The organism is Bacillus sp. FSL R5-0416 (assembly GCF_037975425.1).
GTDB lineage: Bacteria > Bacillota > Bacilli > Bacillales > Bacillaceae > Bacillus > Bacillus subtilis.
Map to the genome: position 1 here is coordinate 1,042,342 of NZ_CP150252.1, position 13,328 is coordinate 1,055,669.

At 42.9% G+C, this 13,328-nt stretch carries 17 protein-coding genes; 9 read left to right on the forward strand and 8 right to left on the reverse strand.

What is annotated here, in order from left to right; translation table 11 throughout:
- Positions 1-3 precede the first annotated feature (3 nt).
- The 3 genes from sbcE (at position 4) to yhaL (ending at position 4,251) form a co-directional block, all read left to right on the forward strand.
- A complete protein-coding gene (gene sbcE, locus NYE20_RS05430) occupies positions 4-2,895 on the forward strand; it encodes a DNA repair/recombination ATPase SbcE (RefSeq protein ID WP_128740169.1) in 2,892 nt (963 codons plus the stop codon).
- Between the two features lie 73 nt (positions 2,896-2,968).
- Positions 2,969-3,913 (forward strand): 3'-5' exoribonuclease YhaM, encoded by a 945-nt coding sequence (gene yhaM, locus NYE20_RS05435; protein WP_003245698.1) that lies wholly within the window; start codon positions 2,969-2,971, stop codon positions 3,911-3,913.
- Between the two features lie 125 nt (positions 3,914-4,038).
- Complete coding sequence (yhaL, locus tag NYE20_RS05440) at positions 4,039-4,251, forward strand: sporulation protein YhaL (RefSeq protein WP_003233252.1); 213 nt, start codon at positions 4,039-4,041, stop codon at positions 4,249-4,251.
- A gap of 38 nt (positions 4,252-4,289) precedes the next feature.
- Here yhaL and prsA read toward each other — a convergent pair whose 3' ends face one another.
- Positions 4,290-5,168: a peptidylprolyl isomerase PrsA gene (prsA, locus tag NYE20_RS05445; protein ID WP_003245079.1), complete on the reverse strand. Its 879-nt coding sequence runs from the start codon at positions 5,166-5,168 to the stop codon at positions 4,290-4,292.
- A 159-nt stretch (positions 5,169-5,327) separates the two neighbouring features.
- Here prsA and yhzE1 point away from each other — a divergent pair, with 159 nt between their 5' ends.
- Entirely contained in the window at positions 5,328-5,414 is an 87-nt protein-coding gene (gene yhzE1 / locus NYE20_RS05450) for a sporulation protein YhzE1 (protein ID WP_003327753.1), read from the forward strand.
- A gap of 124 nt (positions 5,415-5,538) precedes the next feature.
- On the forward strand, positions 5,539-5,625 hold the full coding sequence (yhzE2, locus tag NYE20_RS05455) for a sporulation protein YhzE2 (protein WP_003155248.1): 87 nt from the start codon (positions 5,539-5,541) through the stop codon (positions 5,623-5,625).
- 52 nt (positions 5,626-5,677) lie between these two features.
- Here yhzE2 and NYE20_RS05460 read toward each other — a convergent pair whose 3' ends face one another.
- Both NYE20_RS05460 and NYE20_RS05465 read right to left on the reverse strand, forming a co-directional pair.
- On the reverse strand, positions 5,678-5,860 hold the full coding sequence (locus NYE20_RS05460) for a hypothetical protein (RefSeq protein WP_024571667.1): 183 nt from the start codon (positions 5,858-5,860) through the stop codon (positions 5,678-5,680).
- A gap of 107 nt (positions 5,861-5,967) precedes the next feature.
- Positions 5,968-6,486: a DUF3267 domain-containing protein gene (locus NYE20_RS05465; RefSeq protein WP_003245590.1), complete on the reverse strand. Its 519-nt coding sequence runs from the start codon at positions 6,484-6,486 to the stop codon at positions 5,968-5,970.
- A gap of 207 nt (positions 6,487-6,693) precedes the next feature.
- Here NYE20_RS05465 and NYE20_RS05470 point away from each other — a divergent pair, with 207 nt between their 5' ends.
- Positions 6,694-7,035 (forward strand): YhaI family protein, encoded by a 342-nt coding sequence (locus NYE20_RS05470; RefSeq protein WP_009966921.1) that lies wholly within the window; start codon positions 6,694-6,696, stop codon positions 7,033-7,035.
- Here NYE20_RS05470 and NYE20_RS05475 read toward each other — a convergent pair.
- Together NYE20_RS05475 and NYE20_RS05480 are read right to left on the reverse strand one after the other, a co-directional pair.
- A complete protein-coding gene (locus tag NYE20_RS05475; RefSeq protein ID WP_003239501.1) occupies positions 7,032-7,643 on the reverse strand; it encodes an HTH-type transcriptional regulator Hpr in 612 nt (203 codons plus the stop codon). The genes NYE20_RS05470 and NYE20_RS05475 overlap by 4 nt on opposite strands.
- Positions 7,644-7,820: 177 nt before the next feature.
- On the reverse strand, positions 7,821-8,177 hold the full coding sequence (locus tag NYE20_RS05480; RefSeq protein ID WP_003245875.1) for a YtxH domain-containing protein: 357 nt from the start codon (positions 8,175-8,177) through the stop codon (positions 7,821-7,823).
- Positions 8,178-8,305: 128 nt separating this feature from the next.
- Between NYE20_RS05480 and NYE20_RS05485 the strand changes: the two genes are divergently transcribed.
- The gene (locus tag NYE20_RS05485) at positions 8,306-8,497 is read left to right on the forward strand and encodes a hypothetical protein (protein WP_014476318.1); all 192 of its coding nucleotides are present in this window, start codon (positions 8,306-8,308) and stop codon (positions 8,495-8,497) included.
- Between the two features lie 73 nt (positions 8,498-8,570).
- On the opposite strand, the gene trpP is transcribed toward NYE20_RS05485, so the two are convergent.
- From trpP to NYE20_RS05500, 3 genes are all read right to left on the reverse strand, one after another.
- Positions 8,571-9,089: a tryptophan transporter TrpP gene (gene trpP / locus NYE20_RS05490; RefSeq protein ID WP_003233236.1), complete on the reverse strand. Its 519-nt coding sequence runs from the start codon at positions 9,087-9,089 to the stop codon at positions 8,571-8,573.
- A 124-nt stretch (positions 9,090-9,213) separates the two neighbouring features.
- Entirely contained in the window at positions 9,214-10,293 is a 1,080-nt protein-coding gene (gene serC, locus NYE20_RS05495; RefSeq protein ID WP_038829293.1) for a 3-phosphoserine/phosphohydroxythreonine transaminase, read from the reverse strand.
- Between the two features lie 146 nt (positions 10,294-10,439).
- On the reverse strand, positions 10,440-10,877 hold the full coding sequence (locus tag NYE20_RS05500; protein ID WP_038829294.1) for an HIT family protein: 438 nt from the start codon (positions 10,875-10,877) through the stop codon (positions 10,440-10,442).
- A gap of 487 nt (positions 10,878-11,364) precedes the next feature.
- Between NYE20_RS05500 and ecsA the strand changes: the two genes are divergently transcribed.
- Together ecsA and ecsB are read left to right on the forward strand one after the other, a co-directional pair.
- Positions 11,365-12,108, forward strand: a complete 744-nt coding sequence (gene ecsA, locus NYE20_RS05505) for an ABC transporter ATP-binding protein EcsA (RefSeq protein WP_003233230.1) — start codon at positions 11,365-11,367, stop codon at positions 12,106-12,108.
- Positions 12,101-13,327 (forward strand): ABC transporter permease EcsB, encoded by a 1,227-nt coding sequence (gene ecsB / locus NYE20_RS05510; RefSeq protein WP_161621459.1) that lies wholly within the window; start codon positions 12,101-12,103, stop codon positions 13,325-13,327. The genes ecsA and ecsB overlap by 8 nt, the downstream gene beginning before the upstream one ends.
- The last annotated feature ends 1 nt before the right edge of the window (position 13,328 follow it).

Below are 13,328 nucleotides of genomic sequence, written 5' to 3' on the forward strand. Positions count from 1 at the left end.
GCGGTGACAGCTTTGCGAATTATATCTTTACATATCTACCAATACGGAAAATTTTCCAATCGGACCTTTCACTTTTCCGCCTCTCCTGTCCAAGTCATCTACGGATTAAATGAGGCAGGAAAAACGACGATGATGTCATTCATTGAAAGTATGCTGTTCGGTTTTCCGAAAACGAAAAAATATGAACCGAAAACAGGCGGTGTCTACGGCGGTGTTCTTGAAGCTGAACATCCTGAGTATGGGGTGCTGAAGATCGAACGGACGAAAGGGACTGCCGAAAAACTAAGCGTGTACACAGAAAAGGGCGAAGTAAAGCAGGGAGATGTTTTAAAGCAGCTGTTCCAGGGCACAGACAGGTCGTTGTACAAAGCCATATATTCGTTCGACGTATTCGGGCTGCAGGAAATTCACGCCTTTAATCGGGACAAGATAGGGGAATTTTTGCTCTTTTCCAGCTTGTTTGGTGCTGAAGCCGTATCGAAGCTTGATTCAAGGCTGACGAAGGAAAGCGAAAGGCTCTATAAACCAAATGGGCGAAACCCTCAATTGAATCAGGAACTGGAAACGCTTAAGCAGCTGGCAGTGAAGCTAAAACAGGCTGAAGCAGAGGAAGCGGGCTATCATCAGCTTCTCGGGGAAAAACGAATGCTTGAAGCCCGCCTTGCAGCCGCGGAAACCGAATTGAAAGAGACGGCGGGACATATCCGAATGATTGAGGGAGCGATTGAGCGAAAACCATTGTTAAATGAAAAAGCGACACTCGAACAGGTGATTGCAGAATTTCCGGAACATGCAGGACAATTTCCTGCTGACGGACTGCATCAGCTGGAAAAATATGAATCCCATCTTCACCCGAAATCAGCACAGCTTGAGGCGCTTCGGGTGAAGATGGCGGAGTTGGACAAACAGAGGCAAAAGCTTATCCCCGATAAAGAACTATTGGCGAAAGAAACGCTGATACAAGAGCTTTCGGCAGCGTTTCATATGTACCAATCCTGTGGAGAACAGCTGGCAGCCATTCAGGCACAGCTGCGCCAGGCGTCTGCGCAGACAGCGGCAGGGCTGGAACAGCTCAATAAAACGGATGAAAATGAGCTCCTGAATATGAACACCTCATATGATTATGAATGGCAGCTTCAGCAAGCGGTGCAGCAATATGTACAGGCAAGAGACAGAAAACGGCAGCTTGACGAGACATTTGAACTTGCCCGGCAAGAGCTGGAAGACACGGAAAAGGCCGTTCGTGCCGCTTCGTCCGCGATTCTTGAAGATAGCCAAAGAAAAGATAAAGAAGCTGCTCTTAGAGCATATGATGAAACACAGGGGCAGCACCAAGAGCAAGCGAAGCTCAGAGAACAGCTAACGTTTTTTGAAAGACAGCAGGCTAAACAGAAAAAGACTGTCATTGCAGCTGGTATGTTGTTCATCGTACTCTTTTCTCTGCTGCAGCAATGGATTCCCGCCATAAGTTTCGGCGCTGCACTTATTGTGTATTGGCTTGTATCAGGAAAATCGTCTTCTCGAAACAGCCGAGAGACAAGACAGCCCATGACGGATATTTCACCAGCAGAAGCTGAAATGCTTAGAGAAGCGTTATGGGAGGATGACCGCAATAAGCAGCACCTTCTCACACAGCGTGCAGCGCTCCAGCAAAAGGAGGCGGCGTATGAAAGGGTCATCCAGCAGTTTGAACAGTGGGAAGCCGAAATGGCGCCGTCCTTTACACAGGTTGAGCGTTTTATGAATGAGCTCGGATTTAAGGAAGATCCATCATTTTTGCTTGATGCATACAGCTTAATGAAGGATGTTAAAAAAGAAGTGAAGAAAAAGCATGAGCTGACCATTGAAGCAGGCAGGCTGAAAAAGCACCGGAGAACATTCGAAGAACGCGTCAGTATGCTTCTTCCCGTGAATCAGAGTCAGGATATCTCCATTTCGGACGCCCTTCACACATTGCGGAAAAACATTGAACGTGAAAAAGAAATTGAGAAGCAAAAAAAGGAAATTGAAACAGATATTCATTATACAAAGGAACAGATGCTTGAACTTGAGCAAGAAATACAGTATTTCCACGCACAGATTGAACAGTTATTTGCCGCGGCTGCTGCAAAAGACAGAGATGCGTTTTTTGCCATAGCCGACATCAGCAGGCAATTGAAGGATACGGAGAACAAGCTTCATCACGTAAACGCACAGCTTCAAGGCGGGTACCCGGAGGAACTTGAACTGGCGGATTCCAATACGCTTTCTGAATTGAAAGATAAGCAATTTGTTGAGAATGAAAGAAAAGAGCGGCTGACTGAGGAGATCGAGCAGCTCCGCAGCCAAATCGCACTGCTCTCAGTCAAACAGGAACAATTAGAGGCTTCGGGATTGGTCTCAGACCTCAAGCTTCAAACCGAAATGCAAAAAGAACGTGTAAAAGAAACGGTTAAAAAATGGGCCTCGATACAAATGGTCAAACAGGTGATCAGAAACAAATTGGAGCGGCATAAAAAAATCGAGCTTCCGCGCCTTCTAGAGACGGCAGGAGAATTCTTCCGCCCTCTGACTGACGGAAACTACCAAACCATTTATTTTTCCGAAACGGATGATTCGATCATGGTTATGCATCGCGATGGAACTGTCTATCATGCGGAAGAGCTGTCACAAGGGACGTGTGAACAGCTGTATACAGCGATCCGATTTGCTTTGGCCGTTACGCGCCAGGGTGGGTCAAAGCTTCCGTTCCAGCTTGACGACAGTTTTGTTCATTTTGATCAGGAAAGGCTGAAACGTGTATTACATGTTCTGTATGATTTATCTGAAGGCGGTAGGCAGATTTTGTATTTTACATGCCATGAGCACGTAAAAGATGCATTTCATAGCAGCCAAATCATCCATTTGGTGTCATAAAAGAGGTTCTATAGCTGAAAATCGGTATGTGATATACTGGTATTATGTAAGATACGGAGGGAGCTTTAATAGAATGGCTAAAGGGATTATGCTACATGAGGTTGGCGAACAGGTGGACCAGTATCTATTGATTAAATCCTCGACGAAAGGGATTGCAAGCAATGGAAAACCGTTTTTGACGCTGATGCTGCAAGACCAGTCAGGCGATATTGAAGCGAAGCTGTGGGATGCCAAGCAAAGTGATGAAGTGACCTATGCGCCGCAGACGATTGTCAAGGTCGTCGGCGATGTTCATCATTATCGCGGGCGCACCCAGCTGAAGCTAAGAAATATCAGACCGGTAAGCGAGCAAGAAAACGTCAATATAGATGATTTTTTAGAAACCGCGCCGATTCCGAAAAATGAAATGATGGATACCATCACTCAATATATATTTGAAATGAAAAATCCGAATATCCAGCGAATCACAAGGTTTTTGGTTAAAAAACACGAAGCTGAGTTTATGGATTATCCGGCGGCTACGAAAAACCACCATGAGTTTGTCTCAGGTTTGGCGTATCATGTTGTCTCTATGCTGAACCTGGCGAAAGCAATAGCAGATTTATATCCGTCTCTCGATCGTGATCTGCTTTACGCCGGTGTCATCCTGCATGATCTTGGAAAAGTGAAGGAGCTGTCCGGCCCTGTTTCCACTTCATATACGGTTGAAGGCAATTTGCTCGGCCATATTTCCATCATGGTGACAGAGCTTTCAAAAGCGGCTGAGGAGCTTCAAATCGATTCTGAAGAGGTGTTAATTCTTCAGCATTTGATTTTGAGTCATCACGGCAAAGCAGAATGGGGCAGCCCAAAACCGCCGATGGTGAAAGAAGCGGAAATTCTTCACTATATAGACAATCTGGATGCAAAAATGAATATGATGGACAGAGCGCTTGAGCGCGTGAAGCCGGGCGAGTATACTGAACGTGTATTCGCACTGGAAAACCGTTCCTTTTATAAACCGACATTTCATAAATAACGTAAAAAGGACTGATGCTGACATATTCAGCTCAGTCCTTTTTGATGCGTCTTTCCCGCACATAACTCGTCTCATTCCCGCATATGGTTAAGAATAAAGAATCTATGCAAAAGGGGGAGGAGTCCGTGTTATTTTTTCCATGGTGGGTGTATCTTTGTATTGTAGGCATCATTTTCAGCGCATATAAACTTGTGGCGGCAGCCAAAGAGGAAGAAAAAGTAGACCAGGCTTTTATTGAAAAAGAAGGGCAGATTTATATGGAGAGGATGGAAAAGGAGCGAGAACGCCGCAGTTCTCAGCAGCATGAAGAAGAAAATCAAAACCATTCCATCGCATAAAAAAAGCTGTGCGGCTCAATGAGCCGCACAGCTTTTTATTATTTAGAATTGCTTGAAGATGAAGAAGTGCTGTTGCTTGTTGAAGATGTATTAAATGTGTCTTTCAGATCTTTATCTTTTACTTCGATGTCAGCTTTCTTCATGACTTTTTGAACAGCTTCCTGAACAGCTGCGTTGTCATTTAATTTTTGTTCAAGCACTTCAGATTTCAGTTCTTTTTTCATATCATCATATTTGCCGCGTTCTTCTGTCTTTTTAATGATATGGTAGCCGTATTGCGTTTTGACAGGATCACTGACTTCACCTGTTTTTAATTTGAATGCAGCTTTGCTGAATGTTTCGTCCATTTGGCCTTCTTTTGCGAACCAGCCAAGATCCCCGCCTTTTGAAGCAGAGCTGTCTGTTGAGTATTCTTTCGCAAGGTCTTCAAACTTCTCGCCTTTTTTCAGCTTTTTCTCTACTTCTTCAGCTGTCTTTTTATCAGCAACAAGAATGTGGCTTGCACGGATTTTGCCTTTTAAGCCTTCCCAGTACTCTTTGATATCGGCGTCTGTAACTTTGATGTTATCTTTAGCCGCTTTTTGTGTCAGCAATTCATATTTTACTTGTTCTTTCAGGTAATCCTTGCCATATTGCTTTTCGAGGGCAGTATATTGATCGCCAAGCTGCGTTTTGTATTCTTTCAGCTTGTTGTCAATTTCTTTATCCGAAACTTTATACTTCTTGTCCAATACTTTTTCTTGCACTAGTTGTGTCAGTACGCTTGCGCCAGCTGTTTTCTTCATGTTTGTGTAAAGCTCGCCTTTTGTTACATCGCCTGCGTCTGTTTTTGCGATGACTTCTTTGTCGCCGCTGCTGCAAGCACTGAGAGCGAGGATGCTTGTAGCAGTGATAGCTGCTATTGCGATTTTCTTCATTGTTTTCAAACACTCCTAATCATTCCAAATTAAATTACCTATGCGTATCATAACATATTGTGGCTTTCTGTAAAAAGATTTTAAATAAAGGGCATTCGTCTAGTCAAACTTTTGCTGATGACATACTTATATATTGATCAAGAAAAGGAGGTATGTAACATGAGCGGAGGATACTCTAACGGATTCGCGTTGCTCGTAGTACTGTTCATTTTGCTTATCATCGTAGGTGCAGCTTACATCTACTAAGCAGCCCGAGGATCGCTTGCAACATAAGCGATCCTTTATTTTCACTAGCGCCTAATCGTTTCAAACATGAATTGCATAACATGTAATTGGTAAATAAAGCTTATTACAGGAGGTGCTTTTTAAGATGGGTGAAGTATTTGCAGGCGGATTCGCTTTATTGGTTGTGTTATTTATTTTATTGATTATCATCGGCGCTTCTTGGCTGTACTAATCAACATAAAAAAGCATAGCTGCTTAATCAGCAGCTATGCTTTCTTTCGTATTTACACTGTAAAGGAGATCTCCACAAACGAAGAGATCAGTAAAATTAATATAGATACATTAATAAATCGGAATACCTTATCTTGCCGCTCTTCAGGAATCTCTCTGACAAGGCATAATGTATTGGTGAGCCTGTTTATGAAATATAAAATAAACACGGCAGCCACGATAAAGTAGAATAAAATGATGGGAGATTCCCCCTCTCTCTGAACTGTCCCATATTACATTACCAAATATTTATTAAAAAAGATAGAATGCAAATTGAAAAATCGCCACCAGCACCAGGGTTTGACTACTTTTCAACAAGAATATCCAAGCCGTCAGCTTCCTGATCAATAAAAGCGGTTTTCGGTGCTTTTATCAGCTTGAGAGCCAGCAGGAAATCAGGCAGACAGTAGCCGGCGTGAATGCCCGAGATCATGCAAAAATAATGAGCGTGATTCGGAAATGCCAGTGCTGCGTAAAACAATACCGGTGTAATCAGCAAGAACGGGCTGACGAGTGAAATCAGCATTGTTGTTTTTGGTATACGTTTCCATGTGCGCATGCGCAATATGTAAAACTTTTTTTCTATTTTTCTTTTTTTGCAGATGATTGGCAGGACATGGATGACTTTATGTACAAATAAAATAACGACGAGCAAACCGCCGAATAAAGATACATATTCATCGCTTAAGCTTGTGCCAGGCCGCAGCAGCTCAAAAGCTAAAAAGGTAGATATAAAAACCAAAATCATAAAACATACAGCAGTTAATATTATGCGAACGGCGCCATAATCCTTCATGAGATTTATGGTCTTCCAGCAATTCATCAAAGTCATCCTTCCATACATCTTGAATAGAATCTCAAAATAATTTACTCCTCCCAAGAGAAAAAATCAATGCTTTTTTAAGAAAAAATATCATCCGGCAGGTATTTTTTTGAAACAAGCAAACAAACTGCGAAATATGGGGTTAGAACTTTCTTCTCAGTGAATTATCAGCTAAAATAAGATTAAAGATAGAAAGAAGTGGTGTGGATGGATTCGATGGATCATCGCATTGAGCGATTAGAATATTACATACAATTATTAGTGAAAACAGTAGATATGGACAGGTACCCCTTCTATGCGCTTCTCATTGATAAAGGGCTGAGCAAGGAAGAAGGGGAAGCGGTTATGAGGATATGCGATGAATTGTCGGAAGAGCTGGCAACACAAAAAGCGCAAGGATTTGTAACCTTTGATAAGCTCCTTGCGCTTTTTGCCGGACAGCTGAATGAAAAATTAGATGTTCATGAAACGATTTTTGCCCTGTATGAGCAGGGGCTTTATCAAGAGCTGATGGAAGTCTTTATCGACATCATGAAGCATTTTGATTAACTGTTTACAGGTTCGAGCTCTTCAGCCGGTTCATCCGCCGCACTGTCCTTTGCTTTTTTCTTCAATTTTCCGTTTACGCTTTCAAAGTCATTGTCAATATTGGTGAGTGACGTTTCGAAAATTTCCATAAAATCATCGCCGTAGATATGGCGTATCATACACATCATTTCTGCCACTTCAGGAAATTTTCCGAATAAATGATACAAAGGCTGTGACCCTTTAAAAACAGCGTTGCGTGTCGGATCAAATTCCTCAAGCAAGCTCCAGAATACCTCGGTACCTTCCTCAGTCAATTGGACATATGTGTTCCTTTTATCATTCAGCCGTTTGGAGAACCTTAAATATCCCCGTTCTTCCAGCTTTTTTGAAAAGTTGAATGCGGTTGATACGTGCATGACCCCGAACTTCGCGATTTCAGAAATGGAAGCTCCATTCAATTGATACGCAATCCATAAAATATGATGCTCATTAATATTCAGGTCATACGGTTTGAGCCATTGCTGCCAATCCTTCTCGATTGATTTCCAAAGCGCCTTGCTAAGCTGAGCCATTTTCTGGGTGAAGACCAGAGCTTCTTTCACATCATAGGGCGGTTCCACTCGATTCATTACGTCACCTGCTTCTCTTTTTCTTTTTCTCTATTATGCCAATAAAATAAAGATTAATAAAGATGAAAATGTAAGAATTTTTTAATAAATTCACAAACCATTGCGGCGGAAGGGTTTTTCGGCCAAAAAAAATACGGGTCCAATTTTGGCCCGCATTTTTTTCTTTTGAATAGGATATTAGTTTTGTAAGGTTTTCTCCAGCTGTCTGATTTTCTCTTCGATATCGGCAATTTCTTTTTGCAGATCCTGCTGGTGAGGCTTGATCTCTTCCTGCCATTTTTTAATTGACGTTTGGAGCTCGCCGCCCACGTCTTTAATAACATCCGTGCTTTCTTTTGCCGCTTTGATCAGCTGGTCTTTTAAAGCAAGCCCGTCTGACTTTAAGCGTTTGATTGTTTCTTCAAAAGAATCATAATTGGTTTTCATTTTTTCACGCAGCTGCTTTCCTGAGGAAGGTGCAGTAAGAAGAACCGCTGCTCCTCCGATGATGCCGCCTACGAATAGTCCTGTTAATAGAGAACGTCCGCTCGCCATTACAATCACCCCGTCTTTTTCTTCAAATAGGATTCATTCAGCATTTTTCATTTTTGTTGAAAGCCTGAACTTCTATACATAGCTTGCTTTATTTTAGCATATTTTTTAAGTGAAAAGGAGGGAGAAGGTTGTCTGTCTTTTTGATTGTGTTATCCTGCATCACCCTTGCCTTCGCTTCAGGCGCTGTTTACTATATCAGACTTCTCAGCCAGGCTGCTTCTTATCCGCCCAAGAAAGTCATCCGGCAGAAAGCGCTTGTTTGTTCAACCGGAACCGCCTTTACACTATGTCTTATCTTTTTCACAAAACTCCTCGCTTAAAACATGCTGACATGCTGCGAGCGCTCTGTTCAAAAAAACCTCTCCCGGAAGCGGAAGAGGTTTTGTGTGACAATTATTTAGCAGCTTCCATAAAGCTTGAACGCCTTAAAATGGTTTGCACAATCGGATAAATAATGATCATTGAGATTGTATTCAGCACAGCGGCCGGCAGAACAACAGCCGCGAACAATGCGGCGAAACCGCCCGGTAAACCGACGATCAATAAAGCTGACGATAGAAACACAATTCCTGATAAGATGGTCCCGATCACTGTCAGCACAGCGGCTGCACCTGTTTTTCGGCTCTTTCTGAACAAAAGAAACAGGGAGAAGAACAGAAACGCTGATACCGGTTTATCAATGATGTTAGGGATCTGTCCAGCTGGAAACGCGGTTGTAAGCGCGGAAATGATTCCGGTCACGATCCCGATGACGAGTACATTTTGCACCCGCGGGAACAGCAGAATGCCCATGAACATCATGATCAGCATCATATCTGGTTTCATGCCGCCTAAAAAGGGCGGAATAATGGAATGAAGCGCTGCGCCGATTGCGGCAAACAGAGCCATAATGACTAACTCTTTTGTTTTCATAACTATGCTCTCCTCTGCTAAGCTTTTTGCCCTCCAATAATATGCTCATCATTTATTGCGAAGGCTTTACAGAATGTGTTATGCAAACAGTATACCAAACGGACGGTTTGCATAGCCAGACTTTTTACTCATTTTCCTGCTGGAATTTCTTCATGAACGCAGCTAATTTTTCACAGTCTTCGAGAGAGACCGCGTTATAAATAGAAGCGCGGCAGCCTCCCACCGAACGGTGTCCGCCAAGGCCGATCATCTTCGCATCTTTTGCTTTCTGGACGAATGTTTTCGTTAATTCGTCATCCCGAAGCGTGAAGGTGACATTCATGCGTGAGCGGCTGTCCTTTCTGGCATGTCCTTTATAGAAGCCGTTGCTTTCATCAATACAGTTGTAGAGAACCTGCGCTTTTTGTTCATTGCGCTGTTCAGCAGCTTCCACACCGCCGTTTTCCTTGAGCCATTCCAGAACAAGGCTCAGCATATAAATCGCAAAAGTCGGCGGAGTGTTGTAGAGTGAGTCCGCTTTGACATGCGTGGAATATTTCAGGATTTTTGGGACGTTCGCATTTTCATTTTTCAGCCAGTTTTTTTTCATGATGACTACAGTCACGCCGGAAGGACCGAGGTTCTTTTGGGCGCCTCCGTAGATCACGTCAAATTTAGACACATCGATTTTTCTGCTTAAAATATCGCTGGACATGTCGGCTACGAGCGGAATTGGAGAATTCGGAAACTCCTGCCACTGAGTGCCGAAAATTGTATTGTTGGATGTGATATGTAAATATGCGCCGTCTTTTACATCCGTAAGGTCAACCTCAGGAATATAGCTGTAATTGTCTGTTTCACTTGTAGCGGTGATAGACGTGTTCCCGAACAATTTCGTTTCTGCCAGTGCTTTTTCAGACCAAGCGCCTGTCATGACAAAATGTGCGGTTTTTTCAGGTGTTAAAAAGTTCATCGGAAGCATTGAGAATTGAAGGCTTGCCCCGCCTTGAAGAAACAATATATCGTAATCTTCCGGAATGCCCATCAGTTCGATTAAGAGGCTTTTCGCTTTTTGGTGCACCGCTTCATACTCTTTGCTGCGGTGGGAAAGCTCCATAACAGACATGCCGGATTCGTTAAAATCAATAAATTCTTTCTGTGCTTTTTCCAGAACTTCCAGTGGCAGCGCTGCAGGACCTGCGTTAAAATTCGTTGTACGTTCCATTATGATCTCTCCCTGTTTTCCACGTTAATGTATAAAATAATACAATTATCCTATCACAAAAATTCAGTTTTTTGATAAAAAATTAGAATTATCAAAAGAAATTGACGGATGTTTGCGGAATGTTCACAAAATAAAATAACCTCATCTTATGATGAGGCCAGGCGTTTTGCGATAGAGGAAGAGATGTTCTGCAGATCTTCCAGTTTATAATCATCAGCATGCGTTTTCCAAACCGCTCCGAATCCATCTCCTTTTCCGTAGCGAGGGATAATATGCATATGGTAGTGGAACACAGATTGTCCAGCTTTTTCGCCGTTATTGTTCAGCGTATTTAAGCCGATCGGTTCAAATTCATCCCGGATAGCGCGGGCGATTTTCGGAACCGCATGGAAATATTGTTTTGCTAATTCATCTGTAAATTCATATACATTCTCAATATGTGTTTTCGGAATGACAAGCGTATGGCCTTTTGTCACTTGGCTGATATCAAGAAAGGCAAGTACATGTTCATCTTCATACACCTTCGCGGATGGAATGTCGCCGGCAATAATTTTACAAAAGATACAATTCTCTGCACAATGCATGAGGGTTCCTCCTTATGAAATTGTTTAGTATGTATACACTCATCGTACCACAGAAATGCAGAAAATAGAAAACAGGATGAACGGCGAGCGTTCACCCTGAATGCAGAGGAAGAGCTTATATGAAGAAAATGTGTTATGCCTTTGGTAAGCACCTCATTTGTCAATAAAATGAAGACTTGTTTAATGCCTAACGATTCCTGCGATAAACACCTCATTTGACAATTTGCTTCATACATGAAGAATTCATCAATTCAGTGAAGAGAAATGGTTTGAGCATTGGACATGTTTATTTTCTATCCAACTGTTTCTAAGACGTCTTTGACAAACACCTCATTTTTCAGTTGATATGCTTTTCCTCTACAACTATTATGATGTCCAGAACCCTGTCTCTTTATGACAGCAAATTCATCATTTGTTAAAAGGGAATTGTTTCAAATCAGGCCTTGTTTTTGGTACTATGAAGAAAAACACTATAAGGGGAGAAACTATGTCTCTGCTATCGGTAAAAGACTTAACCGGCGGATATACAAGGAATCCGGTTTTAAAAAACGTATCATTCACCCTTGAACCGAATCAAATTGTCGGCTTAATCGGGCTGAATGGTGCTGGTAAAAGTACAACAATCAGACATATCATCGGGCTGATGGACCCGCATAAAGGTTCAATCGAATTAAACGGTAAAACGTTTGCTGAGGATCCGGAAGGCTACCGTTCACAATTTACCTATATACCTGAAACACCTGTTTTATACGAAGAATTGACGCTGATGGAGCATCTTGAACTAACAGCCATGGCATATGGACTGTCAAAAGAAACGATGGAGAAAAGGCTGCCTCCGCTTTTAAAGGAATTCCGAATGGAAAAGAGGCTGAAGTGGTTCCCGGCCCATTTTTCTAAAGGAATGAAGCAGAAGGTTATGATTATGTGCGCCTTTTTGGCAGAGCCTGCGCTCTACATTATTGATGAGCCTTTTCTAGGGCTTGATCCGCTTGCCATTAACGCGCTGCTTGAACGGATGAATGAAGCGAAAAAAGGCGGGGCAAGCGTGCTGATGTCAACGCACATTTTGGCAACGGCAGAACGCTATTGCGATTCGTTTATTATTTTACATAACGGCGAGGTGCGGGCGCGCGGCACGCTGTCAGAGCTCAGAGAGCAGTTTGGAATGAAGGACGCGGCGCTGGACGATTTGTATCTTGAGCTTACAAAGGAAGACGCTGGCCATGAATAATATGCTTGATATTTGGCAGTCGCGGCTGCAGGAGCATATCAAAGAAACAAGAACATACATGAAATATATGCTCAATGATCACCTCGTCATTGTTTTGATTTTTTTTCTAGCGGGCGCTGCAAGCTGGTACAGCAAATGGATACGGGACATTCCCGCTCACTTTCCATCCTTTTGGGTGATGGCCGGGCTGTTTTCGCTCGTGTTGACAAGCTCTTATGTGCGAACGCTTTTGAAGGAGGCTGACCTTGTTTTCTTATTGCCTCTTGAAGCAAAAATGGAGCCTTACTTGAAGCAGGCGTTTGTCTACAGCTATGTGTCTCAGCTGTTTCCGCTTATTGCGCTGAGCATCGTTGCGATGCCGCTTTATTTCGCAGTCACACCGGGGGCTTCGCTCGTATCGTATGCCGCGGTCTTTGTCCAACTGTTGCTGCTGAAAGCGTGGAATCAGGTAATGGAATGGCGAACGACTTTCCAAAACGACCGCAGCATGAAACGGATGGACGTCATCATTCGCTTTGCGGCGAATACACTCGTTCTTTATTTTGTTTTCCAATCTGTTTATATGTATGCGCTTCTCGTCTATGTCATTATGGCTGTTCTTTATCTGTATATGTCTTCCGCAGCAAAACGGAAAACATTTAAATGGGAGAGCCATATTGAGTCCGAATTGAGACGAAAGCAGCGTTTCTATCGGATTGCCAACCTGTTTACTGATGTGCCGCATTTGCGAAAGCAAGCCAAACGCAGAGCTTATCTCGACTTTTTGCTGCGGCTTGTGCCGTTTGAACAGCGCAAAACATTTGCCTATATGTTCACCCGCGCCTTTTTGCGTTCGAGTGATTATTTGGGCATTCTTGTCAGATTAACGATCGTTTTCGCGCTGATCATTATGTATGTCTCAGCTAGCCCGCTGATTGCAGCGGTTTTGACTGTGTTTGCCATTTTCATTACCGGCATTCAGCTTCTGCCGCTCTTCGGCCACTTTGACCATCTGGCGCTTCAAGAGCTGTACCCTGTGAAAAAAGAAACAAAGCTGAAAAGCTATTTCTCTCTATTAAAAACTTCACTTAGTATTCAAGCGCTGCTGATGTCTGTTGCGTCTGCCTATGCAGCCGGCTTGACCGGTTTTCTGTACGCGCTGATCGGTTCTGCCGTTCTGATTTTTGTTGTTTTGCCTTCTTATATGACAACCAGGCTGAAAAAGCACGGAAAGCTGTGAA

Excerpts from the sequence above, each read along its gene's own strand:
- NYE20_RS05475 (WP_003239501.1), bottom strand. The coding sequence starts at position 7,643 with ATGAATCGAGTGGAACCGCCCTATGATGTGAAAGAAGCTCTGGTCTTC.
- yhzE2 (WP_003155248.1), top strand. The coding sequence starts at position 5,539 with ATGGGTGAAGTATTTGCAGGCGGATTCGCTTTATTGGTTGTGTTATTT.
- serC (WP_038829293.1), bottom strand. The coding sequence starts at position 10,293 with ATGGAACGTACAACGAATTTTAACGCAGGTCCTGCAGCGCTGCCACTG.
- NYE20_RS05465 (WP_003245590.1), bottom strand. The coding sequence starts at position 6,486 with ATGAATTGCTGGAAGACCATAAATCTCATGAAGGATTATGGCGCCGTT.
- NYE20_RS05480 (WP_003245875.1), bottom strand. The coding sequence starts at position 8,177 with ATGGCGAGCGGACGTTCTCTATTAACAGGACTATTCGTAGGCGGCATC.
- ecsA (WP_003233230.1), top strand. The coding sequence starts at position 11,365 with ATGTCTCTGCTATCGGTAAAAGACTTAACCGGCGGATATACAAGGAAT.
- NYE20_RS05470 (WP_009966921.1), top strand. The coding sequence starts at position 6,694 with ATGGATTCGATGGATCATCGCATTGAGCGATTAGAATATTACATACAA.
- yhaM (WP_003245698.1), top strand. The coding sequence starts at position 2,969 with ATGGCTAAAGGGATTATGCTACATGAGGTTGGCGAACAGGTGGACCAG.
- prsA (WP_003245079.1), bottom strand. The coding sequence starts at position 5,168 with ATGAAGAAAATCGCAATAGCAGCTATCACTGCTACAAGCATCCTCGCT.
- ecsB (WP_161621459.1), top strand. The coding sequence starts at position 12,101 with ATGAATAATATGCTTGATATTTGGCAGTCGCGGCTGCAGGAGCATATC.
- trpP (WP_003233236.1), bottom strand. The coding sequence starts at position 9,089 with ATGAAAACAAAAGAGTTAGTCATTATGGCTCTGTTTGCCGCAATCGGC.
- NYE20_RS05500 (WP_038829294.1), bottom strand. The coding sequence starts at position 10,877 with ATGCATTGTGCAGAGAATTGTATCTTTTGTAAAATTATTGCCGGCGAC.
- yhzE1 (WP_003327753.1), top strand. The coding sequence starts at position 5,328 with ATGAGCGGAGGATACTCTAACGGATTCGCGTTGCTCGTAGTACTGTTC.